We start from the raw sequence: 26238 nt of genomic DNA on the forward strand, positions 1-26238 counted from the left end.
GTCCTCTCTGTTCCGTCATCGCGTCACGCGATGATCGGAGGTTGATCAGGCAAGTAGCGCGGTTCCGCTGCGGATGAGCTGCGAGATGGTGTCGGGCAGCCGTTCCTGGTCGGGGTCGTGGTGACGGCCCTCACGGTGCCGGCGCAAGTTGTGGCCCATGATCGCCGCCATCTTCAGACGGCCGAGCGCGTTGAACCAGTTCATATCCGGCAGCGCCGGGTGATCCCCGGTGTAGAGGTCGATCAGTTCGTCCGCGGACGGCAGGTCCGGCACCGCGCGTCCCACCCCGGGAAAATTCGCACCGTCGGCGAAGACGAGGAACCAGCCCAATTCGACCCGCGGATCGCCCAGGCTCCAGATCTCCCAGTCGATCAAAGCCGCGGGCTCGGTGTCACGCGCAATGATGTTGCCGAGCCGGTAATCGCCGTGCACCAACGTCGGTGCCAGCGCGTCGGGGAGATCGGCGACGAGGAGGCGTAGTAGTTCGTCGCCGCCGCTGACGAGGTCGGGAGGAACGGCGTCGAGGGTGCGTTTCCACCGCGCCAGCTCCGCACCGGGTGACAACGGGTCCCCGGCCGCCGGGATCGTGTCGACCGGCACCGCGTGCAGCAGCGGCAGCACCGCGGCGGCCCGGCGCATCCGCGCTGCCGCGACAGCGGGTTCGACCGGCGGGGAATCGAGCACCGGCTCGAGTGATTCCCCGGCCACGCACTCCATCGCGAACCACGCCGGCCCGTCCTCGTCGACGGCGACGATCCGTGGCACGGGAACCTCTGTCGCACCGAGTGTTTCCATGATCCTCGCCTGGCGCACCATGTCGTGCCGTCCGATGGGGCGTTGTCCCTCGGGGACCGCCTTGACTACGAGGTCGCCATCGCTGGTCTGCACTTTGTATGTCAAACCGGAATGCCCGCCGAGCAGCGGCTCGAGTGTGCCGACGTCCAGGCCCGGGCTCTGCTCACGCAGGCGGTGGGCCACCCGGTCGCCGAGAGTACTGTTCGTGGTCATCGGCGCGGCTCCCTCGGCAGACCGAGAACACGCTCGGCGAGGATGTTGCGCTGGATCTCGTCGGTCCCGCCCGCGATCCGGTACCCGGGTGCGCCGAGCACATGCTCCGTCCATGCGAACGTTCCCCACTCGCCCGAGTCGGCAATCAGATCGCGCCCCAGCAACAGCCGGACAACCTCCGACGTACGCGCCATGGTGTCCGTGGCGAGCAATTTGCCCACCGATGCCTCGGGTCCGGGGTCCTTGTCGGCGACCACTGCCGCGGCCACCCGCATACCGGTGACGCGCTGGACATAGCTGCGGGTCACGAGATCCGCGACCTTGTCACGCTCGATTTCGGTGAGCTGACGGTCGAGGTGACGGGCGAGTTCGACGGCGTGATCGGCGTTGGCCAGACCCAGGTTCCCGGCATCGAGTCGTTCGGCCGCCAGCACCGTCAAGGCGACCGGCCACCCCTCCCCCACCGGACCCAACCGGTGGTCGTCCGACAGTTCGACACCGTCGAGATAGACCTCGTTGAAGGAACTGCCCCCGGTCATCTGGCGGATCGGCCGGACGGTGACCCCGGGAGCATCCATCGGAACCAGGAACACCGTGAGTCCTGCGTGTTTGGGCGCGTCGGGGTCGGTGCGGCACACCGCCACCCCCACATCGGCGACGCGGGCGCCGGACGTCCACACCTTGTGCCCGGTGATCGTCCAGCGGCCATTCCGTTCGACTGCCCTCGTCCGGACGGCGGCAAGGTCGGATCCGGCTTCGGTCTCCGAAAACAGCTGACAGGCAATGATATCGGTCCGGAGCATCGCGCGCACATACCGCTCGCACTGTTCCGGTGTTCCCCACTGGGCGATTGCCGGGGCCACCAGTTGCTGCGTCACCGAGAACATTTCGGTCCGGCGCGGCACGTCGAACGCGTTCTCCTCCCGACGGAACGCAAGGACGTAGGACATCGGCAGGCCACGGCCACCGTACTCGTCCGGCCAATTCATCGAGCCCCAGCCGGCGTCGAACTTCGTCTGCTCGTACGCCCGGATATGGTCGGTCTCGTCGCGCTCCTGCTCCGCGGTCCAATTCTCGAAGACGGCGACGGAGTCGGATCCCACCCCCCACTTGATCTGGGTGCGCGGTTCGGCGACGGTTCTCAGCCACGCCCGCGCTTCGTCCACGAACTGGTCCAGGTCGGGAATCGTTGCTTGATTCATAGCTCTTCCTCAGACGGACAGGACGGTGCAGGCGCTGATTCCGGGCGCACCGTAGACATGGGTGAATCCGATGCGCGGGTGTCCGGGAACCTGTCGGGCACCGGCCTCCCCGCGCAACTGCGTGACGATCTCGTGTAGCTGCCGGAGTCCGGAGGCGCCGATCGGTTCCCCGTTGGCGATGCATCCGCCGTCGGTGTTGATGGGGATCCGGCCACCGATCTCCGTCTCGCCGGACGCGATCAGTTTCTCCTGTTCGCCGTGCTCGCAGAATCCGCACTCGGCCATGTGCATGATCTCGGCGCCGCTCTCCGTGTCCTGGAGTTGCGCGACGTCCACATCGGACGGACCGAGTCCGGCCTGCTCGAACGCGGCGGCAGCGGTGGACGCACTTACGCTCGAAGGGGTTCCCTCGCCCTGTATCGACGGACCGAACACCTCGAAGGAGCCGAAGCGGCGGGTGCCCGCCGAAATGCCCCGTAGTTGAACGGGTCTGCCGCCGAGGCGCCGGACTGCAGCCTCACTCGCCACGATGACGGCGGCACCGCCCTCGCCGGGAGAACAGAACATGTATCGAGTGAGCGGGTCGTTGACCATGTCCGCTGCGGCGATCGCCTCAGCGGACATCGGTTCGCGGCGCCAGGCATTCGGGTTCAGCGAGCCGTTGCGGTACGCCTTCTCCGCCACGGCGGCCAGAGTCGGTGCGCTGATCGCGTGTTCGCGCATGTACCGCGCGATCTTGATGCCGAAGAACTGGGTGGTGACCATCAGGCCCGCCTCGCCGTAGCCGAGGGGCAGGCCCCAATCCTCCGGTGCCGGGTCGAAGGCGCCGCGCGGATGTTTGTCGAAGCCGACGGCGAGCGCGATGTCGGCGGCACCCGCGCGAATCGCGTTGACGGCCGACACCAGCGCGCTACCGCCGGTCGCGCAACCGTTCTTGACGTTGGTGAAGGGTATGCCGGTGAGCCCGAGTTCGGCGACCAAGGTGTCGGCGAGCCCGGAACCGTCGCTGCCACCGAATGCGACCTGAACATCGGTCCACGCGATGCAGGCGTCGGCCAAGGCGGACGCGATTGCGTCCAGGGCCAGCTCGCGACCGCTCTTGCTCGGCTGACGGCCGAACTTCGAGAGTCCGGCCCCGATGATCGACACGGTGGACATCAGCGGGTCTCCTTCAGATAGGCGTCGGTGGCGAACCGGGGCACCGGCGCCGTGGCGATCAAGGTCACCGGCGCCCCGTCGTCCAACTCGTCGAAGTCGTGGCATTCGAGCACGGCTTCGATCTTGATTCCCTCGGGGAGTTCGACGTATCCGACGGCGAACGGCGCGAAACCGTTCGGCGGCGGGACGTACGGCGGGGATTTCGGGGCGAACCGCTGAACCGTGTACGCCCAGACCGTTCCGCGTGTGCTGAGCGTGAACGGCGACATCGCCGGTCGTGAGCACTGCGAGCACAGGCCGGTGGCCGGGAACGCGACAGTCGAGCAGTGGGAGCACCGGCTCGCGCCGAGCGCAGGCGCGGTATGTGTCTCGCCCATCCTCATTCTCTCCTCGGGATTCGTCGACGGCGTTCGGATCAGCGACCGACCCAGACCGGGTCACGCTTTTCGAGGAAGGCGTTCACGCCTTCTCGTGCGTCCTCGGACTGCAGCGCGTTGCCGACGGCGAGGTGCTCCATCACCATCAGCGACTGGATGTCCGCGTCGAGACCGCGGTCGATGCACATCTTCGTGAGCTTCATCATGAACGGGCTCTTGTCGACGATCGGGGCGATGAACTCGGCGAGAAGCTTTTCGAGGTCCTCGGCCGGCGCCGACGCGTTGATCAGGTCGAAGGCCTCCGCCTCCTTGCCGGTCAGGAGTTTGCCGGTCAGCATGAGCTCCTTGGTCTTTCGAATTCCGATCATCCGCGGGAGCCGGTAGATCGGGCCTGCCCCACCGAACAGCGCGCGACGGATGTGGAAGTCGCCGATCCGGGCGTCCTCGGCGGCGATGGCGAAGTCGCAGGAGATCATGAGCTCGAAACCGCCTGCGGTGACGAAGCCTTCGAGGACCGCGACGGACGGTGTATTCATCGAGTACAGGCGGTCGCAGACCCTGGCGGACAGCACGGCGACGTCCATCGCGGTGGTGGAGCCGACGTACTTCTCCCGCAGTTCGTCGAGATCGAAGCCCGAGCAGAAGGTGCCGTCACGTCCACGCAGGACGAGCACCTTGAGGCTGGGGTCGTTGTCGACCTCCACGATGATCTCGTCGAGGCGATGCAGCAGCTCGACGGTGACCGCGTTCTTCTTGTGCGGGCGGTTGAGCCACACGCGGGCGACGTCGCCGTCCTTCTCGAGCACGATGTGGTCGGTGTCCACCATGTCGGTGTCCTTTCGAGGGGATAAACTGAACTGGATTCACTTCAGTTCTACTGGGTGGGAGATGGTCCGTCAATAGGGCGGGGCAAGAGGTTTCGATTCAGCCGAGGGCAGGCGCCCCCGATTCAAAGCCCGACGAGATCCGCGACGCGACTGCGGTGTGCCCGCGAATCACCGAGAAGCGGTTCGTCGCCGAGCGCGCGGCGAACGTAGGAATGCGCCGCATGTTCCCAGGTGAAGCCGACACCGCCATGCAATTGCACGGCCTCGAGGGCGGTGGCAATCGCGGCCTCGGTGCAGATCGCTCCCGCGACCGCGGCCGGGAGCGCCGCGGAGTCCGGGTCTTCCGAGAACACGGCGGCCGCATATCGCGCCGCCGATCGTGCCTTCTCCAACTCGACCAAAGTGTTGGCCAGTCGATGCTTGACGGCCTGGAAGGAGCCGATCGCTCGCCCGAACTGGTGGCGCTGCATCGTGTATTCCGTTGTGCTTTCGAGTAAACGATCGACTATTCCCACATGTTCGCACGCCAGCCCGATCACTCCCAGGCTCCGCAGCGATGCGGCCGCCCGCAGTGCGTCGCCGGATCCGACGAGACGCACCGCGGCCGCATCGTCGAAGAGCAGATTCGCCTGCCGCCGACTGGGATCGATGACCGGAAGCTCCGTGCGCCGCACCGGGGCGGTCGGCAGATCGACCGCGTAGAGGCCGGGTCCCTCGTCACCGCGCCCGAGTAACACGACGATATCGGCCGCGCCGCCCTGCACGACGTTGGTCGCGCGGCCGGACACCGACCAGCGACCTCCGGTTCGGGTGGCGTCGACGAAATCGGTCTCCGCGCTCAGGGCTGTCACGGTTGCGACGAGTTCGCCCTGGACGACTCGCCCCAGCAGTTCGTCGACCTGCGGGCACCTGTCGGCGGCGAGCAGGGCCTGCACTCCCAGTGTCGCGGACGTGAGTACGGGTTCGCAGACCAGCGCGCGCCCGCATTCTTCGAGAACGATCCCGAGTTCGACCACGCCGTAACCCAGACCGCCGCGATCCTCCGGCACCGTCAGGGCGGCGACGTTCATCTCCTCGACGAGAAGCGACCACAACTCGGGTGAATAGCCGATTTCCGACTCGGCGGCGAGTCTGCCGGCCTCGAGCGTCGAATGCCGATCCAGCAATTGGCGGACCACCGCCCGGATATCGTCGTGCTCGGCGACAGGCGTCATCGCCGGGGGTTCGGTCTCGGGCCAGGGATGGGAATGGGGCAACGGCATGGAACTCTCCTCAAATTGACGTGAGTTCAGTTTAGTTTTGCCGCAGCCGTCGCGGCAAGGAGTCTCGACAAGCGGCGTTGGGTTGAACTAAGTTCATTTCATGACCGATGCACTCGTGATCGAGCGGTACTACGCGATCCTCGACAGCGGCCGGATCGACGACGCAGTTGCCCTGCTCGACGAATCGATCGAGTTCGCCATAGTCCTCCCGGGTACCGTCCGCCGGGGGTACAGCCGCGCCGACATGCTCGACTACCTGAGGGGACGGCCCCCGGTCGATCGACGACACGTGCTGCTCCGAACGAGCAGCGCCGGCGACGTCCAGTTCGCCTACGGTTCCGTCGTCGAGAACGACGTGAAGACAACCGGCTACTTCCTCGCCGCGATGCACCTCGACAGCGATGGCGCCGTCGACGCGTACGAGGTGTCCTTCGACACGGAATTCAGCATTCTCACAAAGGAGTTGGCCCATGGGAAGCGCGACTGAACTGAACGAGACGACTTCTGCGACTCCCGTGCTGGTCGCGTGGTTCGCGATCATGGATTCGGACGATCCCGACCGCGTCCTGAACATGATCACCGACGATTTCCGGATGTCGGTTCAATTCTCCACCGGCGGAGGGAATGCCGCCGAATTCATCGGGGATCGCGCCGGACTCGTCGAGTACCTGCAGCAACGCGAGAAGAGTGTGCTCGTCCACGAGGTCCTCGCGGGTGCTCGTGTGGGAGACGTCGAACTGGCGCTGGGACGCACCACCCGGAACGGCGAATTCGAGGCCTCGTTCAACACGTCGGCGCAACTCGACGATTCGGGCCTCGTGCGGAGGTTGCTGATCTGCCGCACGCCCGAGATCTCGTTCGACGTCTGACACAGCTGTGAGTACTTGTTAACCGCGGGCGGTTAACAAGTACTCACAGGGGGTTTCGGTCAGGACGTGAGGTCGTACAGGGTCACGCCGTCGACGGTGACGGCGGTGAAGTTCTCCTGCACCCAGGTGGAGATCTCCGATGCCGTTCCGTCTCCACCCATTCCGCCGCCTCGACCGCCGGCGATGAAGTAGTGGATCTTTCCGTCCGCCACGTACTGCTGGAACTGCTCCAGCGTGGGTGACGGATCGCTGCCGTTGAATCCGCCGATCGGCATGACCGGGTCCTCGGTGGCCAGCTGATAGCCGGACGCACTGTTGGATCCGATGGCCGCTGCCACCCAGGTGTAGTTGCCGGAATCCTGTTCGAGCAACGCCACCAGTTCCGCGCCCGGCTCGCTACCGGAGAGCAGTCCCCCGGCGGCGCCGCCGCCCATGGCACCCATACCGCCCATTCCGTCGGGGGCTCCTGCCGGCGCGCCGTCCGTAGCGCCGGCGACGGCACCGCCCGGTGCGGCGGGAACCGCGGCACCGTCGGTGCGGCCGCCCATGCGTCCGGCGCCGTCCATGCCGCCGGGGCCACCCATTCCACCGGGCCCTCCGCGGGCGCCTGCGACGTTGGGTCCGGCCGAGACGATCGAACCGGTATGCGGCGTCGCGATGGTGTCGACGGCGTAGGCCGTCGGTCCCGCGAGCCCGGTGAACAGTGCGGCCAGCGCGACGACGGCCGCGATCCGGCCTCGGGTCAGCGCCGGAACCAGCACGGCAACCGCGGCGACGACGCCGACGACGACCACCGCCCACTTCAGCCACGGCACGAACGACGCGCTGCGTCCGAGCAGAACCCAGGACATGGCAGCGGTGGCCAGCAGTGTCGCCGCGAGAACCGCCCGCACCCACAGCGCGTCCCGTCGACGCCACAGCGTCACCGAACCGATCGCCACCAGCGCTGCCACCGCCGGTGCGAGCGCGACGGTGTAGTACGCGTGGAAGATGCCCGCCATGAAGCTGAACGTCAGCCCGGTGACGAGCAGCCACAACCCCCACACGAGGAACGACGCACGCTGGGTGTCGACGCGAGGCGCCCTGCCGCGCAGCGCGAGACCGGCGACCAGCAGGATCAGCGCGGCCGGGATCAGCCAGGCGATCTGACCGCCCTGAGCCGACTCGAACATGCGCGTGATGCCGGTGCTGCCCCACATACCGCCACCGCCGCCGGGGCCACCTGCGGGGAAGCCGCCACCCGCCATGGCCTCGCCGGCACCTCCCAACGCCGCAGTGGCGTCACCGCGACCGCCGCCGGGCGTGACGCTGCCGGTCTCCTCACCGTTCAACCGGCCGAGACCGTTGTAGCCCAGCGTGAGTTCGAGGATCGAGTTGTTCTGCGAACCACCGATCCAGGGCCGCGACGACGCCGGCCACAGTTCGACGATCAGCAGCCACCAGCCCGCGGAGACGATCATCGCGCCGAGCGCGGCGAAGCACTGAGCGAGGCGTTTGCCGAACTTCGGCGGTCCCGCGACGAGATAGGTCAGGGCGAGCGGCGGGACGACGAGCATCACCTGAAGCTGCTTGGTCAGGAACCCCAGACCGACGAACACGCCGGTCAGCACCATCCACCGGGTGCGTCCGTCCTCCACGGCCCGCAGCATCGCCCACACGGAGGCGATCATCAGCAACACCAGCAGGGCGTCGGGGTTGTTGAACCGGAACATCAGCACCGCGATCGGCGTCAGCGCCAGCACCAGACCCGCGAGCAGACCGGCCGGGGCGCCGAACCACCGCTTCACCGTGGCGTACAGCAGGGCGACGGAACCGACACCGAGCAGCGCCTGCGGTACCAGCATCGCCCACGAGCTGAGCCCGAAGACCCGCACCGACAGCGACATCAGCCACAGCGACATCGGGGGCTTGTCGACGGTGATGGAGTTGGCGGCGTCGGAGGATCCGAAGAAGAACGCCTTCCACGACCCCGACCCCGCCTGCACCGCGGCCGCGTAGAACGAGTTGGCCCAGCCGGACGCGCCGAGCCCCCAGATGTACGCGATCGCGGTCCCGACCAGCAGTGCGGCGAGCGCCCAGGTCTCCCACCGCCTGCGGGCGGGAGGTGGTTCGGCCGCGTCGACCTTCGGTTGTTCGAGGGTCGTCGTCATGCGTGAGCTCCTTCGGGGCGTGCGTTCCTGAAGACCCAGCGAAGGGCTATGAAACGGCTGATGGTGGCAACGAGATTGGCGAGGACGAGGACGGCGAGTTCGACGTGCTTGGACACGTCCGGGGCCGCCGAGTGGAGGACGTACAGCGAACCGCTGGTGAGCAGCAGTCCGAAGGCGAACACGAGCAGACCCTGCATCTGATGCCGGGCGGCACCCTCGGATCCGCGGACACCGAAGGTGAACGCGCGGTTCGCCGCCGTGTTGAGCACGGCGGTGACGAGCAGTGAGACGGCGTTGGCCCACTGCGCACCCATGATCGGATGCAGGATCAAGTAGAGCAGCGCGTACGCGACGGTGGACGCGACGCCGATCACGGCGAACCGGGCCAGCTGCCCGACCATGCCGCGGGGAACTCCGGGCACCAGCGGCTCGCGCCCGAAACTGTCGCGCAGGCTGCCGATGGGCAGCGATCCGGTGGACAGTGCCCGGCCCACCCGCCACACGCCCTTGAGGTCGGCGACGGCGGTCGCGACGATGTCGACGCGACTGTCCGGGTCGTCGACCCAGTCGACGGGGACCTCGTGGATGCGGAGGCCGGCACGTTCCGCGAGCACCAGCAACTCGGTGTCGAAGAACCACCCAGTGTCCTCGACCAGCGGCAGCAGGCGCTGCGCGACGTCCGCCCGCATCGCCTTGAACCCGCACTGCGCGTCGGAGAACCGCGCGTGCAGTGCGCTGCGGAGGATGAGGTTGTAGCTGCGGGAGATGAACTCGCGCTTCGGTCCCCGGACCACCCGCGACGAGCGGGCGAGGCGGGAACCGATCGCGAGGTCCGAATGCCCCGACAGCAAGGGCGCGATGAGCGGCATCAGGGCGTTGAGGTCCGTCGACAGGTCGACGTCCATGTACGCCACCACCTCGGCGTCGGAGGCACTCCACACCGCGCGCAGAGCGCGGCCTCGCCCCTTCTCGTCGAGGTGCACGACGTGGATGCCGTCGATCTCGGCGGCCAGCCGGTGCGCCACGGCGAGGGTGGCGTCGACGCTGGCGTTGTCGGCGATGGTGATGCGGGCGGAGTAGGGAACGTTCTCGTCGAGGTGCCGCCGCAGCCGCCGCACGCAACGTTCGAGTCCGGCTTCCTCGTTGTAGACCGGCACGACAACGTCGAGCACGGGCGCGGTCTCGGAGGTTTCGGGGATCTCGAGTCGTCCCATGGCGCCCGGTGCGCGGGAGAGGGAATTCGTCGTCATGCGTCCAAGATTCGTCCCGTACGCTCCGATGACTCTGGACGGAGGCTGGGAGTTTCCTGTGCGCTTCGCGCCCGTGAGTACTTGTTAACCGCGGGAGGTTAATAAGTACTCACGGGGGGCGAAGCCGCATAATGGCGGCCATGGGATCTGTATTCAGCGCCATCATCAACGGAGATCTGCCCGGACGTTTCGTGTGGGAGGACGAGGACGTCGTCGCGTTCCTCACCATCGCCCCCGTCACGCAGGGCCATGCCCTCGTCGTACCCCGCAAGGAGGTGGACCAGTGGCAGGACGTCGACGGTGAGATCTGGACGAAGGTCATGGACGTCGCCCGCACGATCGGGCAGGCCGTCCGCCCCGCGTTCGACGCACCGCGGGCAGGCCTGCTGATCGCGGGTCTCGAGGTGCCGCACCTGCACGTGCACGTCTTCCCGGCCTACGACCTCGGCGATTTCAACATCAGCAACGCCGAGCAGAATCCGTCCCAGGAATCGCTCGTCGAGGCGCAGGCGAAGCTCAAGGCTGCGCTGCGCGAACTCGGTCACGGGGAGAACGTCCCCGACTGACGGTCAGTTCGACCGGGGCAGTTCCACCCGGAACGTGGCACCCTCGCCGGGCCGGCTGTCGACGGTCACCGACCCCCGGTGGGCGGCGACGAGGGCGGCCACGATCGACAACCCGAGGCCACTGCCACCGCTCTCCCGGGTCCGCGACGCGTCGGTGCGGTAGAACCTCTCGAACACCCGGGCCGCGTCCTCCTCGCTGAGTCCCGGTCCGGTGTCGGCCACCTCGAGCACGACGCTGTGTTCGGTGGTGCTCAGCCGCACCGTCACGTCCGCGGTGGCGGGGGTGTGTTTGACGGCGTTGGCGAGCAGGTTGCCGAGGACCTGCCGCAGCCGCGCCTCGTCACCGATCACCTCGGGTGTCCCGGGTCCGGGGCGGACGTCGAGCACGATGGACCGATCGGGGGCGACGGCGCGCGCCCCGTGCACGGCGTCCGACGCCACCGACAGCAGGTCGACGGGCCGGGTCTCGAGGGGACGCTGGGCATCGAGCCGGGCGAGCATGAGGAGATCCTCCACGAGGAGCCCCATCCGCGACGCCTCCCCTTCGATGCGACTCATCAGGGTTTCCGTGTCGGTCATCGCGCCTTGTCGATACAACTCGGCGAAGCCGCGGATCGTGGTGAGCGGGGTGCGCAGCTCGTGACTCGCGTCGGCGACGAATCGCCGCATCTTCTCCTCGGAGCGGCGCGCCGATTCCTCCGACGCCTCGGTGGCGGCGAACGCGTGCTGGATCTGGGCGAGCATTCCGTTGAGCGCCACGGACAGTCGACCGATCTCGGTACGATCGTCCCGTTCCGGAACACGCCGGTGCAAGTCGCCCGAGGCGATCGCCGCGGCGGTCTCCTCCACTTCGACGAGGGGACGCAGACTACGCCGGACCACGAAGTACGCGACCACTCCGAGCGCGATCAGCACGACCACACCGATGATGAGTTGCAGCACGATCAGCCGGTTCACCGTTTCGTCGTTCTCGGTGAGTGTCATCGCGACGGTGGTCTCGGTTCCGTCCGGCGCGGTCGTCGTCAGCACCCGCCACCGCACGTCGGAGTTGTCGGTCGAGCCGACCGTCTCGGGCCCGGACGCGGGGTTCTCGGGTAGTGCGGGGGAGACGGATTCGTCGTTGATCTCGCGCAGGACCGTTCCGTTCGCGAGCGTCGTGCGGACGTAGAACGGGCTCGGTGGGCGGCCGGGGTTCGGTTCGTCCGGCGGCGGCAGCTGGCGCGACTTGCCGGGCTTCGCCCACCCCTGAGCCGCGTCGTGCAGCTGGTGGTCGACGCGGTTGGTCAGCGAATTCTCGAGCGCCGACGTCACCGCGACACCGGACGCGAGGAGCCCGAGCGCAGAGAGCAGGAGCACGGCGCCGACGAGGGTGATGCGCAGCGGCATCGCACGAATCCACCGTCGCGCAGGCCCGTTCGGCACAGTGGCGACCGCCTCGGCCGACTCCCGCGGAGCCGCGGGCGCGGTCATCGCCGCGGTTCTCGCATCACGTAGCCGACTCCGCGGAGGGTGTGGATCAGCGGCGTCTCGCCGGTGTCGACCTTCCGTCGGAGGTAGGACACGTACGACTCGACCACCCCGACCTCACCGCCGAAGTCGTAGTTCCAGACGTGGTCGAGGATCCGCGGCTTGCTCAGCACGGTGCCGGCGTTGACCATGAAGTACCGCAGCAGCGTGAACTCCGTCGGCGACAGCGACACCAGGTCGCCCGCCTTCCAGACCTCCCGCGTGTCGTCGTCGAGTTCGATGTCGGCGAACTTGATGCGGGCGGACTGCTCCTCCACCGACACCTTGCCGGCCCGCCGCAGGATGACGCGGAGCCGGGTCACCACTTCCTCGAGACTGAACGGCTTGGTGACATAGTCGTCCGCGCCGAGGGTGAGGCCGCTGATCTTGTCCTCCACCGCGTCCTTCGCGGTGAGGAACAGCACCGGAGCGTCCACTCCGTCGGCGCGCAGCCGCTTGAGCAGGCCGAACCCGTCCATTCCCGGCATCATGACGTCGAGGATCACGGCGTCGGGGCGGAACGTGCGCGCCGTGTCGAGTCCCTCGGCCCCGGTCGACGCCGTCGCCACCTCGAATCCCTGAAAACGCAGGCTCACGGAGAGCAACTCGAGGATGTTCGGTTCGTCGTCGACGACGAGGACGCGGGCTTCGACAGGCTTCTCATTCACGCAACCCATCATCACTTGTGACGCTGGATCGTCGCTGTAGGTTTCCTTGGAGATTGCTGTGAGCCGGTACCGCCTGCTTGTGCGGGTGGGATTCCGGTCGTCAGTTCACCACGATGTTGAGGTTGAGTACTACTCCGCCGAACGTCAGGATCGTGTTGGCCAATCCGAGTGTGACACCGCTGTTGAGTGCCCCGAGCAGTCCGAGCATCATGACCTCCATCGTCGCCCCGGGGAAGGGGTGGTTGCGCGCTGTCCGTGCGCGTTGCGGAGAACACTAGGTCAACTCGGAAGAATTCGCGGCGACACACGCGAGCAAATTCGAAATAAAATCACCCATTCCTCTTTACCGAAAAAAGGGGGAAATTCTCGGTTCATGAGCAAGGATGGGAAAGTTGCGCTCCGCGCGCCGGCGCCTCCGGTCGTCGCACACGGGACAACCCCGCCGTCGATCCGACAGCGGGGTTGCGGGAGCGGAGTTGTCTTGACAGGCAGGAAGTTCAGGCTACGACATTCAGGTTGAATACCACTCCACCGAACGTCCCGATCGTGTTGGCGAGCCCGAGGGTGAAAGCGCTGTTGATTGCGGCGAGCAGTCCGAGCATCATGATGTGCCTCGTTATCTTCCGTGGTATATGCACAGAATTCACTGTTTCGCTCGACAATAAATGAGACGACCCCGATCTGCGAGATAATCGGCGCATTCGCGACCCGTGCGCGTTCGAGGAGTGCGTGTACTCGCTCACCACTCACAGGCGCGGAGCGCCCCGTTGGGTACCGTGGAAATCGTCGACACGACATCCGGACGAGCGCACCGTACCCGGCCAGCGACAAGACGGTGCCCGGAGGTTTGTCATGGCGTGGATCGTGCTTGTGCTGTCGGGAATCCTGGAGGCCGTCTGGGCCACCGCGCTCGGCCGATCGGAAGGGTTCACCAAACTCGGACCCAGTGTCGTATTCGGTGTCGCGTTGATTCTCAGCATGGCGGGTCTGGCGTTCGCGATGCGCAGTCTCCCCATCGGAACGTCGTACGCGGTCTGGGTCGGCATCGGCGCAGCCCTCACGGTCGGGTTCGCGATGGTGACCGGCGCCGAGAGCTCCTCGCTGGTGAAGATCCTCCTGATCCTGGGCATCGTGGGATGCGTCGTCGGGCTGAAGGTCCTGCACTGACCGGATCAGTGACACTCGATGCTTGTGTGTCGCGGGTTACAGTAATTCCATGAACCTGGTGTCGTTGATGACCCTCCCGGTGCGCGTCGGTCTCGCTGCGGCCGATGTCGGTCTCGGAATCGCCGAAGCCAGCCTGGTGACCGTCCGGACGGCGGTCGCCGGAACCGGTGTGGTCACGGGGATGGGAACCCAGGGCAGCCCGTTGCAGGTGATCAGCCAGCTGTCGTCGCTCGCGGCCAACGACCGCCCGCTCGGGCAGGCCCTCCAGCCGGGTGGTCCGCTCGACCGCCTCCTCGCTCCGGGCGGTCCCGTCGACCGTCTCACGTCGGAGGGCGGCACCCTCGAACGCCTGCTCGAGCCGGGCGGCCCGCTCGAGCGGGTGCTCGCCAAGGACGGCCCGCTCGACCGGGTGCTCGCCGAGGACGGCACCCTGGAACGGCTTCTCGCAAAGGACGGTCTGCTCGACCGTCTCACCGCCGAGCAGGGACCTCTCGAACGGCTGACCGCGCGGGACGGTGCGGTCGAGCGGCTCACGGCGCCGGGCGGAATCGTGGACCGGGCGCTCGCCGAGAACGGCATCCTCGAGGCCCTGCTGTCGGAGGGCGGTGCGTTCGAACGGCTGATCGCCGAGGGTGGCCCGCTCGACCAGATCGTGGCGCTGTCCGAGACGTTGACGGCCCTGGCGCCCAACCTCGAGCGGATGAGCGCCAGCATCGACCTGCTGCAGGAAACGGTGGGGATTCTCAGCGCCGCGGTCGGGCCGCTCGGCGACCTCGCCGGCAAGTTGCCGGGACGCTGGCTCAAGGGCAAGGGCGACCGCCCGGGCGTCGACTACACGCTCGGGCCCGCCTGACGCCTTGACCTGAACGCAACTCGAGGTTTTACGGTCGGGTCATGACTCGCATCGAAGGCCTCGGACCCGTCGGCATCACCCTGAACATCTCACCGGACGAGACGTACCTCGACGAGGCGGCCCGGCTGGAATCCCTCGGCTACTCGGCGATCTGGCTGCGGGGCGGTCAGATCGACAGCCTGGACCGGATCCCGGCCGTCGTCCGGGCGACCGACTCGATCCCCGTCGCGACCGGCATCATCCCGGTCGGCGTGTACGACTCGGACGCTGTCGCACAGCTTTTTGCGGATCTGCAGACCACGGCGCCGGACCGGTTCGTCGTCGGGCTGGGCGGCCCGCAGGTCCCCCGGCCGCTCCGGGCGTTGAACGAGTATCTCGACCGGCTCGACCGGTCCGATCCGCCGGTGCCGGCGGAGCGACGGATTCTGGCCGCGCTGGGCCCACGCAAGCTGGAACTCGCGCGGGACAGAGCCGCGGGGGCCGTCGCGCTCCTCGTCACCCCCGACTACACAGCCGAGGCGCGGCGCAGCCTCGGCCCGGACGCCACGCTGGTCGTCTCGCTGATGACGGTGCTCGGCACCGACGCCGCGCAGGCCCGCGACACCGCCCGCGTTCCGCTCCGATTCCTGTCCGGGGTGGGCGGCTATGCCACGAATTTCGAACGGATGGGTTTCGGCGCCGACGACATCTCGGGGCTGAGCGACCGGCTTGTCGACGACCTGGTCGCCTGGGGTGACGCGGACGCGATCGTCGCGCGGGTACACAGCCACCTCGCGGCCGGCGCCGATCATGTCGTCGTGAGCGAACTGGGTGAGCGGCCGGGCGAGGTGGCCCGGCAGCTCGCCGGACTGTTACCACTTCGCGCATAGGACCGACCGGCCGACAGCCCCCGACCCGTGCCTCTGGTATGTATTTCGCATGACACGAACCATCGTTGCGCTGTTGATCCCTGCCGCCCTCCTGCTCGGGGCGTGCAGTTCCGAATCGACCACCACCGAGGCCGAGTCCCCCGCGAGCGCAACGACCGAGGCCACCGAGGCATCCTCCGCAGACCTGCCCGCTGTCGCGGATCTGTGCAAGGGCCTGCTCCAGTACGCGAACGGCGCGGAGGCTCGCGCGCAGCAGAGCGGCGAGACGTTCGACCGCACGAAGGCCCTCGACGACCTCTTCACCCAGTCGGCGGAGACGCCGGAGTGGAAGGACGCTCCGCAGGAGCGCAAGGATCAGATGAGCCAGGCCTACGACGCCGCCAAGACCGGGGCCTGCTGACCAGCTTCGGAATCAAGGACCGGAACTGTCCTCAATTCTTCGTAGCGTGCGCGCACCCGGTTCGGCACACCCCTTCCGGATGACGACTGGGCGACCGGCGTGCCCACGTCCTACTTGGTCGAACTCGTCACGTACTGGCGCGACGAGTTCGACTGGCGGGCGCAGGAGAAATCGCTCAACACCATCCCGCAGTTCGTGACCGAGATCGACGGGCAGAACATCCACTTCCTCCACGTGCGCTCCCCCGAACCGGACGCACTGCCCCTCGTCCTCACCCATGGCTGGCCGGGTTCGTTCGTCGAGTTCCTCGACGTGATCGGCCCGCTCACCGACCCCGCAGCGCACGGAGGCGACCCCGCCGACGCGTTCGATGTGGTCGTGCCGTCGCTGCCCGGATTCGGATTCTCCGGACCGGTCCGCGAATCGGGCTGGGACACTCCCCGTATCGCTACCGCGTGGGCAGAGCTGATGAGCCGGCTCGGCTACCAGCGCTACGGGGTCCAGGGCGGGGACATCGGTGCGGACGTCTCACCCGAGGTCGCCCGCATCGCCCCGGACGCGGTGGTCGGGGTGCATCTCAACGGCAACGTCGGGGTCCCGTTCCACGAGCTGGACGAGGCGGAGCAGGCGAGCCGGTCACCGCTGGAACAGGACCGCCGCGACCGAGGAGTTCGGCTACATCGCCATCCAGTCCACCAGACCCGCGACTCTCGGAGCCGCCCTTGCCGATTCGCCGGTGGGTCAGCTCGCGTGGATCGTCGCCAAGTTTCGCGAGTGGACGCATCCCCGCGGGGCGCTCCCCCACGACGTCGTCGGCATCGACCGACTTCTCACCAACGTCATGCTGTACTGGCTCACCGACACCGCGTCGTCGTCCGCGTACGTCGGCTACATGCAGGAATCATCGTGGGGCCGACAAATCCGCGTCCGGGGTTCCGACCGCGGTCATCGTGTTCGCCCACGACGTCGGCATCCGCCGCTACGCCGAACAGGAACACGCGATCACGCGGTGGACCGACGTCGAGGACCGTGGCGGTCACTTCGCCGCACTCGAAGAGCCCGAGACCCTGACCGCGGACATCCGGGAGTTCTTCGCCGGACTCCGCTGAGCGCGACACGACGAAACCGCCGGCCCCGGGCGGCGGGGCCGGCGAGTTCGTCGACGGTGTTGCGTCAGTTGCCGATACCGGCAACCTCCTGTGCGATTCCGGCCAGTCGCGTCTGGGCCGCGGAGACCACGCCCTGGCGATTCTTGTGGGCCTCCTCGTAGGCGACGACGATGCGTACGTCGGAGGGATCGGTCAGTTCCTTGACCGCGGCTACCGCCTGGGACACGTTGAGGTCGTCGTAGTCGGCGATCGGGAGTTCGTCCGCCTCCAGGACGCCACCGGCGGCGCGTGCGGAATGGATCGCGTCGGCGATTCCGTCGGCGCCTTCGTTGCGAGTGACCTGCTCCGCCGTTTCGAGGGCGGCATCACGCGAGGCGGCAAGCGTCTTCACGGCGACGTCGCCCGCGTGGGCGCCTCGACCGAGCAACGCGCTCAGCATCGGCGGGGTGGTGCGGGCCGTGTCGAGGGCACGGTCGATGCCACGCGCGGACCACGAGACGGGGACGTTGATCAGCCGGATCGTGGCGCCGGTCGCCGCCTGGAACGGGGTGCGTCGCAGGGCCGCCGGCCCACCGAGCGCCTCCTCCGCGAGCACCGTGGTCAACCAGTCGACGGTCGCGGCGTGCGCGGTGACCAATCGATCGGCCAACCGGACGACGTCCTGCTTCCCGGCCGCGGTCGCGAGGGCCTTCACGTACCGCGCCCGGTCGAGCAACTGGTGTTCGAGGGCGAGGTCGCCGAGCAGGGCCTCGTCGAACGGCTGCGCCTGCTCCGCCATCGCCTTCAGCGACGCCGCCAGCCGGCCGAACAGCGGACCGACGATCTCCGGCACTCCCCCGAGATCGCGGATGGCGCGTTCGATCGCCTCTGCGCGGAGGCGCCCGTTCTCGGCGTTCTCGGTGAGTTCTCGGCGCACGGCCTCGGTGCGCGCTTGCGCGACGCGGGTTTCGGCGACCTGGATCTCGGTGTTGGTCAGATCGAGTACGGCGTGCAGCTGGGTGATCAGAGTGGGGACGGTGGTAACGGTCATGATGTGTCCTTTCCAGTTCGTGGGGTGCGGTCGGATCGGGCGTGCGGTCAGATCAGGCTGGAGATGAGATACGCCGCGAGTAGGACGCCGGCGAGAACGGCCGCGGCGGTGACGGCCGCGAGGACCGCCGATCCGGTCACGGACATCGCGGGCACGGCGGCAACGAGCGCAGCGACGAGAGCGGTCCCGAGCGAGAAACGACCGTCGGGCTCGTCCTGCTGGTTCTTCGCGTGCCGGGGAGTGCTCGTGCGGGCTGCATTGTGGGCAAGGGTCATTGTTCGATTTCCCGTCTGGAGTCGAATGCGGACCAGAGTCGGGACTACACGAGGGAATGTTCGCCGGACGACGCTGTCGGCGCCTTCGTGCAGATCCCGGGTTTCGCGATTTACAGCGTCAGTTCGCTGACGACATCGACTGCACGGGCAGTGTCGGGTTCGGCCATTGCGTGTTCTCTCCCTGCCGCAACGTCACATGCTCGTCTGCGTGCGGCGCGTTCGGATCGTCAACTTATCTGCTCTGGCTGATATAGATTTCATCTTATCTACTCAGCAGTAAAGTTCAACCCATCCAAGCAAGAGAATCGGTCGATGTGGGGACGGCGACACCGAAACCGCCGGGACCAGCGAGAATGACACATACAGCGGATCCCAGTGCTCGAGAAGACCGGGGGCGGGCACCGACATCGACCCGACGATCGGTCGAACCCGGCAACTTGATCACTCTCCGGATGCGCCGCTTTCCGACCCCTCCAACCGGGACGCCAGATCTGCGTTCTCGGATTCGAGCGCGAGGATCCTCTGAATGCCCGGGACGTTCACTCCGTCCTCCATGAGCTGCGCTATGCGCTCCAACCTGACCAGATCGTCGTCGCTGTATCTACGGGTGCCGCCGCTGGTCCGGGCAGGGGTCAGCAATCCGCGACGCTCGTACAGGCGCAGGGTCTGCGGGCCGATGCCCGTCAACTCCGACGTCACCGCAATTCCGTAGACCCCGCGACAGGAGCGGGGTAAGGCGTCGATGGTCACAACAGGCTCCCTTCTGCTTAAGGAACACCCGATGTTAACAAACGAACGAAATGAATCTGCAACACCGGATATAGATTTTGCATATTCCACTCAGCATGCACCCTCGGCTGCGGCGAGGGCCAGGGCAGGGTGACGTAATCTCGGAGCCGAACCGAACGCGAACCGACGCCACCCGGGCAGGGTTCGTGGAGGTGTCGTGGCCGCGAGTGCCACGGCCGCTGCGCCAGAGACGAGAAGACGGTGCCCCGCACTCAGGAACACGCAGATCGTTACCGCGACGCCCTCACTGCGCTCACCGCGGCTACCCAGCGACCGGCAAATGTGGTCAACACCGGTGCGGGCTATGCGATCCGGGTCGATTTCGAGTACAACCGCTACCTTCTCGCATCCAACGCTGCCGACGGACTGACCGATGCCGCCGACGACACATCCGAATGGCGGGTGAGCCTCTACCAGGGAGTCACCGACGGAACTTCGGACGAACTGCTGGCAGCCGCCGAGCACGCATGGCTCGTCGACGCGTTCGACCTCGCGTTCGCCGATATCCGGGCCGAGGGCAAATGGCAGTCGGCCGACGCCTCGTTCGACGCGTTCAACTCCACCGACGACCAGTCCACCAGCTGAGCCGGTAGGCGCGACTCAGGCCCGACCAGGGACCTCGGACTTCACGAGCTGCTCCAGCTCGGCGTTGCGGGCCGCGAGGATCGCGTTCTCGGCTTCGAGCTGAAGAATCTGACCGATTCCGATCAGATTGACACCGGCCGCGACGAGTTCGGTGATCTTCTGGAGGCGCGCGACATCGTCCTCGCTGTACCGGCGTGTTCCACCGCCCGTGCGAGTCGGTGTGATCAACCCTCGCCGCTCGTACAAGCGCAGCGTCTGCGGCCCGATACCCGTCAGCTCCGACGTTACCGAGATCCCGTACACACCCCGCTGCGATCGAAGCGGCACATGAGAGGACGTCACCGGATCTCCCTTCTTCTCAGGGCGCATCAATCCTATCAAGGCCCGGAAGACACAATGTGCCGCAGGGGGTGCAGGTTCGCTCTGCCCTACGCGGACCGCGCTTCCGCGCTCCTGCACCGCAGTTCCCCGGGTGGCCTGAGTGTCACCCTGCCTCATCTGATTCCTTACCCGTCCGGTTCTCCGTCCGGCGCTCGCCCTCTCGAGCAGCAATCTTGCTCATTCCGCTTGAACTTCCTGCGCGATGGCTGTAGAACAAATCTATATTCTTGAACGCAGATAAGTTCTCACCACGAGGTGGGCACCAAGGAGAACCGATGACCACACACGACCCGCAGAACGCTCCCCACGACGGAGAAGTCCTCGTTCTCGGCGCAGGCAGCGGCGGAGCGATCGCCGGCGGCCTGATCGCCACGCTGGCCCTCAGCGCGCTCACTCTCCTCTCGTCGCTGCCGATCTGACGGCCTGCCCGGCCACCTTTTCCACACCGACCCTTCACACCCGACAGGACACAGCGCTCATGCCCGCCAGCTCCACATCCCACGCTTCCGCCACCACTACTGCCACGCGAGGCGGAGCAACGATGAGCACCGAGGAAATCAAGGCCCGGATCGAGGCGATGTTCGCCGACGAGGTCACCGACACCTCCCCCGCACTCGTCGAATAGCGACGCCATTGCCGATGCCGGCAGGTCAGAGAAGGGCAGAGCCATGAACGTGTCCACCCAGCTCGTCGCACCATCGTGCGAAATCCGTCGCATCCCCACGAGGACGACGCCGACGCATCGCTCGAAGCCTGCGGCAGATGTCGCAGCAGCCGACCGACGGCTCGAGCCCGCGCGCCGCGAGCGCGACCAATACCGCGACGTGCCCGCGCAGTGCGAGGCCATCGGCCGGCTCGCAGCCTCCGACCCCCGCCGCGAAGTGTTGCGCCAGCGGCTGATCGAACGTTGCCTGCCGCTCGCCGAACACATCGCCCGGCGTTTCCACGGTCGCGGAGAACCGCTCGACGACCTGATCCAGGTCGCCCGCCTCGGTCTCGTCAAGGCCGTCGACCGCTTCGACGCCCGCTGCGGAGCGAACTTCGTGTCCTACGCCGTCCCGACCATCACCGGCGAAGTTCGCAGGCACTTCCGCGACACGGGGTGGGCCATGCGCGTCCCGCGCAGCATGCAGGAACTGCACCTCTCCCTCACCAACGCGACGACCGAACTGACCACCACACTCGGACGCGCCCCGACGGCGAGCGAACTGGCCGAGGCCGTCGGGATCGACAAGGACGAAGTGGTGCAGGGGCTCCGGGTCGCCGACGCGTACAGCACCCTCTCCACCGATTTCCCACTCGGCGAGAACGAACGCCCGCTGTCGGAGACGATCGGCGACGTCGACCCGGCCCTCGCACACGTCGAGGACCACGTGGTCCTCGCACCTCTGCTGGAATCACTTCCCGACCTCGAACGCACCGTGCTGGTCCTGCGCTTCTTCGGCAACATGACCCAGTCGCAGATCGCGGCGCGGGTAGGTGTGTCGCAGATGCAGGTGTCCCGGCTCCTGACCAAGACGCTGGCGGACCTGCGCGGGAAACTCGCCGAGGTGGGCGGTCAGATGCTCTCGTAGGCGGCCAGGAAGTCCTCCCACGTCCGCTTGCCCGTCGCTGCGACGTCGAGTGACAGGTTCGCGCCCTCCCGGTACGCGCGGCCGGCCTTCCCCGGCATCCGCACCGGCATCATCAGCCGACGCCGTCCGGTCGCCTGCAGGTATCCGCGCACCAGCTCGGCCATCCCGTACACGGCCGGCCCGGGCAGGTCGGGAACCAGGCCCGCCGGTGCCCCAAGGGTCAGTTCCACCAGACGCGCCGCGACCTCCCCCGAGTCGACCGGCTGGAACCGCAGTCCGCCCGGGACCGGAATCACCGGCAGTTTCACCATCTTCTGCAGCATGGTCAGCACCAGGTCGTGGAACTGGGCCGCGCGCAGCGTCGTCCACGGCACACCCGAGTCGGCCACCGCTCGTTCCGCGGCCAGCTTGGATCCGAACCAGCCGAGCGGAACGCCGTCGGCACCGATCACCGAGATGTACACCAGGTGCTGCACCCCGGCGCGCGAGGCGGCGTCCACCAGGTTCCGCGTCGCCACCTCGTCGCCCTTGGGTCCGCCCGCCAGGTGCAGAACGGTCTCGACGCCCTCCAGTGCGGGCTCTATTCCCTTGCCCTCGAACAGGTCACCGGCCAGATACTCGACGCCGTCGCCCGGCTCGCGGCCGTGCCGGCTGAGAACGCGCACGTCCCGTCCCGCCGCCCGCAGCAGTGGGACGACCTGACGTCCGAGCGTGCCCGTGCCGCCGGTGATCAGAATGGGTGATGACATGATCTCTCCAGATTCGTTGGGTGTGGGACTCGGTTTCCCGGTCCCGACAGCTGGTGTTCGGTGGATCTACTGCTAAGACACGCGGCGAGGAAGGAATGTGACACGGTGGACGACCGCGATCGGCTGACGGAGCGTTTCGAGGAACACCGGCCCCGGCTGCGGGCCGTCGCGTACCGGATGCTGGGCTCGGTGAGCGAGGCCGACGACGCCGTCCAGGAGGCGTGGCTGCGCACGAGCCGCGCCGACACCGATGACGTGGACAATCTCGAGGCGTGGCTGATCACGGTGGTGTCGCGGGTGTGCCTGAACGTGCTCCGCTCACGCGAGCAGCGGCGCGAGGAACCTCTCGACGTGCAGGCACACGATCCGGTCGTCGGTCACGGGGACGGTGGCGACCCCGAACACGAAGCGATGCTGGCGGACTCGGTCGGCCTGGCCCTGCTCGTGGTGCTCGACACGCTGACCCCGGCCGAGCGGCTCGCGTTCGTCCTGCACGACATGTTCGACGTGCCCTTCGACGACGTCGCCCCCGTCGTGGGCCGCTCCTCCCCGGCGGTGCGGCAACTCGCCAGCCGCGCCCGTCGACGGGTGAAAGGGGCCTCCCCGGCGCCGGACACGGCGGATCTGGACCGCCAGCGCCGTGTCGTCGACGCCTATCTGGCCGCGACCCGCGGCGGCGACTTCGACGCTCTGGTCGCCCTGCTCGATCCGGACGTGGTGCTTCGGGCGGATCCGGCGGTCGGACCCACCCCGGCACCTCTCCTTATCCGGGGTGCCCGGGTCGTGGCCAGGGGCGCGCTCGCCTCTTCGGAACGGGCCCGGTCCACGCAGGTCGCCCTGGTGAACGGGGCGGCCGGGCTCGTGATGGCTCTCCACGGTCGGCTGCACCTGGTGCTGGCGTTCACAATCGCGGACGGCAGGATCACCGAGATCGACGTCATCGCAGAACCCGATCGCGTCCGGCGACTCGATCTCGCGGTGCTCGATGACTGACGGGACGCCGGTCACCCGTACAGGGTGATGACCCTGCGCGCCCCGACCCGCAGCATGGAGGTGGTCGACACTGCCGGGAGAGGGGCGCGAACGTGACTACTGCCTCGGACGACGATGCCCCACCCCAGAGCGCGGCCGCGCCGTCCCCGTTCCCGCCGATCGCCGACTACGCCTTCCTCTCGAACTGCCACACCGGGGCGCTGATCGCGCCGGACGGTTCCGTCGACTGGCTGTGCGTGCCCCGGTTCGACTCACCCAGCGTGTTCGGGTCCCTCCTCGACCGCGGGGCGGGGATGTTCCGGATCGGCCCGTTCGGGCTCAACGTTCCGGCGTCCCGGCAGTACGAGCCGGGAAGCAACACCATCTCGGCGGTGTGGAACACGCCGACCGGCTGGGTGACCGTGCGCAGTGCGTTGACGATGGGTCCGAGCCGCGGCGAGGACACCGTCACTCCCCACACACGGCCACCCGCAGACGAAGATGCCGCTCACATGCTGGTCCGCACGGTCACCTGCCTCGACGGCAGTGTGGAGGTGGAGTTGGTGTGCGAGCCCGTGTTCGACTACGGGCGCACACCGGCGGAGTGGGTTCTGGTGGACGGCGATCGGTACACCGCCGACGCGAGCGGCGCGGGTCGGACCCTGCGCCTGCGGACGGACATGGCGCTCGGCATCGAGGGTGGGCGGGTCCGCGCCCGCCACGTGCTGGAGAAGGGTGAAACCCTCTACTGCAGTTCCCCGACCACCGGTGGCGGGAGGCGATCCAGCGATCCGCTCTGACCATCAAGGGACTCACGTACATGCCGACCGGCGCCACCGTCGCGGCACTCACCACATCCCTGCCGGAAACTCCCGGCGGCGAACGCAATTGGGACTACCGATACACGTGGATGCGTGACTCCACGTTCACTCTGCAGGCCCTGCACTATCTGAACCTGGACTGGGAGGCCGACGAGTTCATGCAGTTCATCGCCGATCTCGAGTCGAACGGCGATGGCGCACTGCAGATCATGTACGGAATCGACGGCACCCGCGACCTGACGGAGTCGACCCGCGACGACCTGTCCGGCTACGCGGGCGCGCGACCGGTGCGCATCGGCAACGGCGCGTTCGACCAGCGGCAGAACGACGTGTTCGGCGCCGTCCTCGACTCGATCCTGTTGCACACGGTCCGCAGCAAGCGCCTCCCCCGCCGGCTGTGGCCGCTCGTACAGCAGCAGGCGACGTGCGCGGCGGCGGTGTGGCGCAACCCCGATCAGGGGATCTGGGAGGCTCGCGGCGCACCGCAGCACTACGTGTCGTCGAAGCTGATGTGCTGGGTGGCACTCGACCGGGCGTCGAAGATCGCGGGCATCCGCGGCGATCGCTCGGCCGAGGAAACCTGTTGTGCCACAGCCGAAGAGATCCGTGCCGACATCCTCGAGCACGGGGTGAGGAACGGGGTGCTGCGCCAGCACTACGACACCGAGGCGCTGGACGCGTCGACCCTGCTCGCCGCGGTGTTCGGATTCCTTCCCCGCGGGGACCAGCTCCTGCGTGCCACGGTCGACGCCATCGCAACCGATCTCACCGAAGACGGATTCGTCCTGCGCTACCGCACCGGCGAAACCGACGACGGACTGTCGGGGAAGGAGGGCAGCTTCCTGATCTGCTCGTTCTGGCTGGTGTCGGCACTGACCGTGGTCGAACAGGTACAGGAGGCAACCGATTTGATGGAGCGGTTGCTCAGCGTGTCCTCGCCCCTGGGGCTGTACGCCGAAGAGTTCGACACGAGCACCGGCCGTCATCTCGGCAATTTCCCGCAGGCGTTCTCCCACCTCGCGCTGATCGAGGCCGCGGGGCGCATCATCCTGCACGAGCGGATGCGGGAACTGATGTGAGCCCAGGCGGGCCCCCACGTCCCGTCACCGTAGGCTGAGATCGTGTCCCGAGCAGAGTCGAATCGGACGTACAGCGGCCAACCGGTTGCGGAACGTCGCGTAGCCCGCCGGGCGCGGTTCCTCGACTCCGCCCTGTCGGTCTTCGCGGAGAAGACGTACGCCCACAGTTCGATCAGCGACATCTGTGCCCACGCCGGCCTGTCGCGTCGCCAGTTCTACGAGGAGTTCGGCAGCCGCGAGGACATCCTCCTCGCGCTCTACGACACGATTCAGGACGAGGCCCGGGACGCGGTGCTCGCCGCGAACGACCGGGCGCCCTCGCGGGATCCCCGGACCGTCGCCGGCACCGTCATGACGGCCTACATCGAATCGGTCGGCACGGACGAGCGGCGGGCCAGGATCATCTTCGTGGAGGTGGTCGGGGCGGGCCCGCGGGTCGAGCAGTACCGCCTCGAGCGCCGCACGCAGTGGGCGCAACTCTTCGAAACCGTCACCCGCACGATCGACGGCGGCATCGTCGACCCGCCCGAGCGGTTCGCGATGGTGTCGATCGCCTTCATCGGGGCGGTCAACGATCTCGCCCACCACTGGAGCACCGCCTCCCCCAGGCCGTCCCCGTCGGTGCTGGTGGACGTTCTGAGCACGATGCTCATCGCGCTGGTCACCGACCAGACCTGAACCGAACTTACTCGCGAGTATTGCGATACCCGTCACACCTCATCTAAGGTCTGCTCAAAGTGAG

31 protein-coding genes and 1 riboswitch are annotated in these 26238 nt (G+C 67.5%); of the genes, 16 read left to right on the forward strand and 15 right to left on the reverse strand.

The annotated features are described in order from the left end of the window. Positions 1 to 45: 45 nt before the first annotated feature. The 6 genes from JVH1_RS12475 to JVH1_RS12500 form a co-directional block, all read right to left on the reverse strand. Complete coding sequence (locus JVH1_RS12475; protein WP_009477824.1) at positions 46 to 1008, reverse strand: phosphotransferase family protein; 963 nt, start codon at positions 1006 to 1008, stop codon at positions 46 to 48. Continuing rightward, positions 1005 to 2210, reverse strand: a complete 1206-nt coding sequence (locus JVH1_RS12480; RefSeq protein ID WP_009477823.1) for an acyl-CoA dehydrogenase family protein — start codon at positions 2208 to 2210, stop codon at positions 1005 to 1007. The genes JVH1_RS12475 and JVH1_RS12480 overlap by 4 nt, the downstream gene beginning before the upstream one ends. Positions 2211 to 2219: 9 nt before the next feature. Next, positions 2220 to 3368, reverse strand: coding sequence for a thiolase family protein (locus tag JVH1_RS12485; RefSeq protein ID WP_009477822.1), 1149 nt, complete (start codon positions 3366 to 3368; stop codon positions 2220 to 2222). Continuing rightward, on the reverse strand, positions 3368 to 3745 hold the full coding sequence (locus JVH1_RS12490; protein WP_009477821.1) for a Zn-ribbon domain-containing OB-fold protein: 378 nt from the start codon (positions 3743 to 3745) through the stop codon (positions 3368 to 3370). Before JVH1_RS12490 ends, JVH1_RS12485 begins: the two co-directional genes overlap by 1 nt. 38 nt (positions 3746 to 3783) lie before the next feature. Beyond that, positions 3784 to 4572, reverse strand: coding sequence for an enoyl-CoA hydratase/isomerase family protein (locus tag JVH1_RS12495; RefSeq protein WP_009477820.1), 789 nt, complete (start codon positions 4570 to 4572; stop codon positions 3784 to 3786). Between the two features lie 122 nt (positions 4573 to 4694). Next, positions 4695 to 5834 (reverse strand): acyl-CoA dehydrogenase family protein, encoded by a 1140-nt coding sequence (locus tag JVH1_RS12500; RefSeq protein WP_009477819.1) that lies wholly within the window; start codon positions 5832 to 5834, stop codon positions 4695 to 4697. Between the two features lie 100 nt (positions 5835 to 5934). Between JVH1_RS12500 and JVH1_RS12505 the strand changes: the two genes are divergently transcribed. After that, entirely contained in the window at positions 5935 to 6321 is a 387-nt protein-coding gene (locus tag JVH1_RS12505) for a hypothetical protein (protein WP_009477818.1), read from the forward strand. Beyond that, on the forward strand, positions 6305 to 6703 hold the full coding sequence (locus JVH1_RS12510) for a hypothetical protein (RefSeq protein WP_009477817.1): 399 nt from the start codon (positions 6305 to 6307) through the stop codon (positions 6701 to 6703). Before JVH1_RS12505 ends, JVH1_RS12510 begins: the two co-directional genes overlap by 17 nt. Positions 6704 to 6762: 59 nt before the next feature. Here JVH1_RS12510 and JVH1_RS12515 read toward each other — a convergent pair whose 3' ends face one another. Both JVH1_RS12515 and JVH1_RS12520 read right to left on the reverse strand, forming a co-directional pair. Then, a complete protein-coding gene (locus JVH1_RS12515; protein ID WP_009477816.1) occupies positions 6763 to 8853 on the reverse strand; it encodes a glycosyltransferase family 39 protein in 2091 nt (696 codons plus the stop codon). After that, entirely contained in the window at positions 8850 to 10103 is a 1254-nt protein-coding gene (locus JVH1_RS12520) for a bifunctional glycosyltransferase family 2/GtrA family protein (protein ID WP_009477815.1), read from the reverse strand. The genes JVH1_RS12515 and JVH1_RS12520 overlap by 4 nt, the downstream gene beginning before the upstream one ends. A 140-nt stretch (positions 10104 to 10243) precedes the next feature. Between JVH1_RS12520 and JVH1_RS12525 the strand changes: the two genes are divergently transcribed. Beyond that, positions 10244 to 10669 (forward strand): HIT family protein, encoded by a 426-nt coding sequence (locus JVH1_RS12525; protein ID WP_192815092.1) that lies wholly within the window; start codon positions 10244 to 10246, stop codon positions 10667 to 10669. Positions 10670 to 10672: 3 nt separating this feature from the next. Here the strand turns inward: JVH1_RS12525 and JVH1_RS12530 are convergent, their stop codons facing one another. Both JVH1_RS12530 and JVH1_RS12535 read right to left on the reverse strand, forming a co-directional pair. Then, positions 10673 to 12055 carry a cell wall metabolism sensor histidine kinase WalK gene (locus tag JVH1_RS12530; protein WP_043781036.1) on the reverse strand — a complete coding sequence of 461 codons (1383 nt, stop codon included), beginning with the start codon at positions 12053 to 12055 and terminating at the stop codon, positions 10673 to 10675. A gap of 80 nt (positions 12056 to 12135) precedes the next feature. Then, complete coding sequence (locus tag JVH1_RS12535) at positions 12136 to 12852, reverse strand: response regulator transcription factor (RefSeq protein ID WP_005561510.1); 717 nt, start codon at positions 12850 to 12852, stop codon at positions 12136 to 12138. Between the two features lie 771 nt (positions 12853 to 13623). Continuing rightward, a riboswitch (guanidine-III (ykkC-III) riboswitch) is annotated at positions 13624 to 13685 on the forward strand. Positions 13686 to 13695: 10 nt separating this feature from the next. Between JVH1_RS12535 and JVH1_RS12540 the strand changes: the two genes are divergently transcribed. From JVH1_RS12540 to JVH1_RS12560, 5 genes are all read left to right on the forward strand, one after another. Next, positions 13696 to 14010: a multidrug efflux SMR transporter gene (locus tag JVH1_RS12540; RefSeq protein ID WP_009477809.1), complete on the forward strand. Its 315-nt coding sequence runs from the start codon at positions 13696 to 13698 to the stop codon at positions 14008 to 14010. 49 nt (positions 14011 to 14059) lie between these two features. Continuing rightward, positions 14060 to 14863 carry a hypothetical protein gene (locus JVH1_RS12545; RefSeq protein ID WP_009477808.1) on the forward strand — a complete coding sequence of 268 codons (804 nt, stop codon included), beginning with the start codon at positions 14060 to 14062 and terminating at the stop codon, positions 14861 to 14863. Positions 14864 to 14904: 41 nt separating this feature from the next. Then, on the forward strand, positions 14905 to 15732 hold the full coding sequence (locus JVH1_RS12550; RefSeq protein ID WP_009477807.1) for an LLM class F420-dependent oxidoreductase: 828 nt from the start codon (positions 14905 to 14907) through the stop codon (positions 15730 to 15732). 49 nt (positions 15733 to 15781) lie between these two features. Then, positions 15782 to 16132, forward strand: a complete 351-nt coding sequence (locus tag JVH1_RS12555) for a hypothetical protein (protein ID WP_009477806.1) — start codon at positions 15782 to 15784, stop codon at positions 16130 to 16132. Between the two features lie 99 nt (positions 16133 to 16231). Continuing rightward, positions 16232 to 17203 carry an epoxide hydrolase family protein gene (locus JVH1_RS12560; RefSeq protein ID WP_009477805.1) on the forward strand — a complete coding sequence of 324 codons (972 nt, stop codon included), beginning with the start codon at positions 16232 to 16234 and terminating at the stop codon, positions 17201 to 17203. A gap of 102 nt (positions 17204 to 17305) precedes the next feature. On the opposite strand, the gene JVH1_RS12565 is transcribed toward JVH1_RS12560, so the two are convergent. The 3 genes from JVH1_RS12565 to JVH1_RS12575 form a co-directional block, all read right to left on the reverse strand. After that, entirely contained in the window at positions 17306 to 18271 is a 966-nt protein-coding gene (locus tag JVH1_RS12565; protein WP_009477804.1) for a hypothetical protein, read from the reverse strand. 47 nt (positions 18272 to 18318) lie between these two features. Then, positions 18319 to 18546, reverse strand: a complete 228-nt coding sequence (locus tag JVH1_RS12570) for a hypothetical protein (RefSeq protein WP_009477803.1) — start codon at positions 18544 to 18546, stop codon at positions 18319 to 18321. A gap of 441 nt (positions 18547 to 18987) precedes the next feature. Then, on the reverse strand, positions 18988 to 19296 hold the full coding sequence (locus tag JVH1_RS12575) for a MerR family transcriptional regulator (protein ID WP_009477800.1): 309 nt from the start codon (positions 19294 to 19296) through the stop codon (positions 18988 to 18990). A gap of 240 nt (positions 19297 to 19536) precedes the next feature. On the opposite strand from JVH1_RS12575, the gene JVH1_RS12580 reads away from it, so the two are divergent. After that, positions 19537 to 19920, forward strand: coding sequence for a hypothetical protein (locus tag JVH1_RS12580; RefSeq protein ID WP_009477798.1), 384 nt, complete (start codon positions 19537 to 19539; stop codon positions 19918 to 19920). Positions 19921 to 19935: 15 nt separating this feature from the next. Here the strand turns inward: JVH1_RS12580 and JVH1_RS12585 are convergent, their stop codons facing one another. Then, complete coding sequence (locus tag JVH1_RS12585; protein WP_016883982.1) at positions 19936 to 20289, reverse strand: helix-turn-helix transcriptional regulator; 354 nt, start codon at positions 20287 to 20289, stop codon at positions 19936 to 19938. A gap of 287 nt (positions 20290 to 20576) precedes the next feature. On the opposite strand from JVH1_RS12585, the gene JVH1_RS12590 reads away from it, so the two are divergent. Genes JVH1_RS12590 through JVH1_RS12600 form a run of 3 tightly spaced genes read left to right on the forward strand, consistent with a single transcriptional unit; the run spans position 20577 to position 21875 of the window. Then, on the forward strand, positions 20577 to 20720 hold the full coding sequence (locus JVH1_RS12590) for a hypothetical protein (RefSeq protein ID WP_009477796.1): 144 nt from the start codon (positions 20577 to 20579) through the stop codon (positions 20718 to 20720). Between the two features lie 59 nt (positions 20721 to 20779). After that, on the forward strand, positions 20780 to 20926 hold the full coding sequence (locus JVH1_RS12595; RefSeq protein ID WP_009477795.1) for a hypothetical protein: 147 nt from the start codon (positions 20780 to 20782) through the stop codon (positions 20924 to 20926). 43 nt (positions 20927 to 20969) lie between these two features. Beyond that, entirely contained in the window at positions 20970 to 21875 is a 906-nt protein-coding gene (locus JVH1_RS12600; protein ID WP_009477794.1) for a SigB/SigF/SigG family RNA polymerase sigma factor, read from the forward strand. Here the strand turns inward: JVH1_RS12600 and JVH1_RS12605 are convergent. Continuing rightward, positions 21860 to 22624: an SDR family oxidoreductase gene (locus JVH1_RS12605; protein WP_009477793.1), complete on the reverse strand. Its 765-nt coding sequence runs from the start codon at positions 22622 to 22624 to the stop codon at positions 21860 to 21862. The two genes, JVH1_RS12600 and JVH1_RS12605, sit on opposite strands and share 16 nt — an antisense overlap. A 105-nt stretch (positions 22625 to 22729) precedes the next feature. Between JVH1_RS12605 and JVH1_RS12610 the strand changes: the two genes are divergently transcribed. The 4 genes from JVH1_RS12610 (at position 22730) to JVH1_RS12625 (ending at position 26174) form a co-directional block, all read left to right on the forward strand. Continuing rightward, a complete protein-coding gene (locus tag JVH1_RS12610; protein ID WP_009477792.1) occupies positions 22730 to 23617 on the forward strand; it encodes a sigma-70 family RNA polymerase sigma factor in 888 nt (295 codons plus the stop codon). A gap of 92 nt (positions 23618 to 23709) precedes the next feature. Then, positions 23710 to 24396: a trehalase-like domain-containing protein gene (locus JVH1_RS12615; protein WP_009477791.1), complete on the forward strand. Its 687-nt coding sequence runs from the start codon at positions 23710 to 23712 to the stop codon at positions 24394 to 24396. A 20-nt stretch (positions 24397 to 24416) separates the two neighbouring features. After that, positions 24417 to 25496 carry a glycoside hydrolase family 15 protein gene (locus JVH1_RS12620; RefSeq protein ID WP_009477790.1) on the forward strand — a complete coding sequence of 360 codons (1080 nt, stop codon included), beginning with the start codon at positions 24417 to 24419 and terminating at the stop codon, positions 25494 to 25496. Between the two features lie 42 nt (positions 25497 to 25538). Then, positions 25539 to 26174, forward strand: a complete 636-nt coding sequence (locus JVH1_RS12625; RefSeq protein WP_009477789.1) for a TetR/AcrR family transcriptional regulator — start codon at positions 25539 to 25541, stop codon at positions 26172 to 26174. Positions 26175 to 26238: the final 64 nt, after the last annotated feature.

The organism is Rhodococcus sp. JVH1, from assembly GCF_000280725.2.
Taxonomy (GTDB): Bacteria; Actinomycetota; Actinomycetes; order Mycobacteriales; family Mycobacteriaceae; genus Rhodococcus_F; species Rhodococcus_F jostii_A.

Coding starts and splice junctions, on each gene's coding strand:
- JVH1_RS12570 (WP_009477803.1), bottom strand. CDS start 18,546: ATGACCCTTGCCCACAATGCAGCCCGCACGAGCACTCCCCGGCACGCG.
- JVH1_RS12515 (WP_009477816.1), bottom strand. CDS start 8,853: ATGACGACGACCCTCGAACAACCGAAGGTCGACGCGGCCGAACCACCT.
- JVH1_RS12530 (WP_043781036.1), bottom strand. CDS start 12,055: ATGCCGCTGCGCATCACCCTCGTCGGCGCCGTGCTCCTGCTCTCTGCG.
- JVH1_RS12565 (WP_009477804.1), bottom strand. CDS start 18,271: ATGACCGTTACCACCGTCCCCACTCTGATCACCCAGCTGCACGCCGTA.
- JVH1_RS12475 (WP_009477824.1), bottom strand. CDS start 1,008: ATGACCACGAACAGTACTCTCGGCGACCGGGTGGCCCACCGCCTGCGT.
- JVH1_RS12510 (WP_009477817.1), top strand. CDS start 6,305: ATGGGAAGCGCGACTGAACTGAACGAGACGACTTCTGCGACTCCCGTG.
- JVH1_RS12540 (WP_009477809.1), top strand. CDS start 13,696: ATGGCGTGGATCGTGCTTGTGCTGTCGGGAATCCTGGAGGCCGTCTGG.
- JVH1_RS12500 (WP_009477819.1), bottom strand. CDS start 5,834: ATGCCGTTGCCCCATTCCCATCCCTGGCCCGAGACCGAACCCCCGGCG.
- JVH1_RS12495 (WP_009477820.1), bottom strand. CDS start 4,572: ATGGTGGACACCGACCACATCGTGCTCGAGAAGGACGGCGACGTCGCC.
- JVH1_RS12480 (WP_009477823.1), bottom strand. CDS start 2,210: ATGAATCAAGCAACGATTCCCGACCTGGACCAGTTCGTGGACGAAGCG.
- JVH1_RS12585 (WP_016883982.1), bottom strand. CDS start 20,289: ATGCGCCCTGAGAAGAAGGGAGATCCGGTGACGTCCTCTCATGTGCCG.
- JVH1_RS12490 (WP_009477821.1), bottom strand. CDS start 3,745: ATGGGCGAGACACATACCGCGCCTGCGCTCGGCGCGAGCCGGTGCTCC.
- JVH1_RS12600 (WP_009477794.1), top strand. CDS start 20,970: ATGAACGTGTCCACCCAGCTCGTCGCACCATCGTGCGAAATCCGTCGC.
- JVH1_RS12545 (WP_009477808.1), top strand. CDS start 14,060: ATGAACCTGGTGTCGTTGATGACCCTCCCGGTGCGCGTCGGTCTCGCT.
- JVH1_RS12535 (WP_005561510.1), bottom strand. CDS start 12,852: ATGGGTTGCGTGAATGAGAAGCCTGTCGAAGCCCGCGTCCTCGTCGTC.
- JVH1_RS12550 (WP_009477807.1), top strand. CDS start 14,905: ATGACTCGCATCGAAGGCCTCGGACCCGTCGGCATCACCCTGAACATC.
- JVH1_RS12590 (WP_009477796.1), top strand. CDS start 20,577: ATGACCACACACGACCCGCAGAACGCTCCCCACGACGGAGAAGTCCTC.
- JVH1_RS12520 (WP_009477815.1), bottom strand. CDS start 10,103: ATGACGACGAATTCCCTCTCCCGCGCACCGGGCGCCATGGGACGACTC.
- JVH1_RS12620 (WP_009477790.1), top strand. CDS start 24,417: ATGCCGACCGGCGCCACCGTCGCGGCACTCACCACATCCCTGCCGGAA.
- JVH1_RS12555 (WP_009477806.1), top strand. CDS start 15,782: ATGACACGAACCATCGTTGCGCTGTTGATCCCTGCCGCCCTCCTGCTC.
- JVH1_RS12505 (WP_009477818.1), top strand. CDS start 5,935: ATGACCGATGCACTCGTGATCGAGCGGTACTACGCGATCCTCGACAGC.
- JVH1_RS12525 (WP_192815092.1), top strand. CDS start 10,244: ATGGGATCTGTATTCAGCGCCATCATCAACGGAGATCTGCCCGGACGT.
- JVH1_RS12605 (WP_009477793.1), bottom strand. CDS start 22,624: ATGTCATCACCCATTCTGATCACCGGCGGCACGGGCACGCTCGGACGT.
- JVH1_RS12595 (WP_009477795.1), top strand. CDS start 20,780: ATGCCCGCCAGCTCCACATCCCACGCTTCCGCCACCACTACTGCCACG.
- JVH1_RS12485 (WP_009477822.1), bottom strand. CDS start 3,368: ATGTCCACCGTGTCGATCATCGGGGCCGGACTCTCGAAGTTCGGCCGT.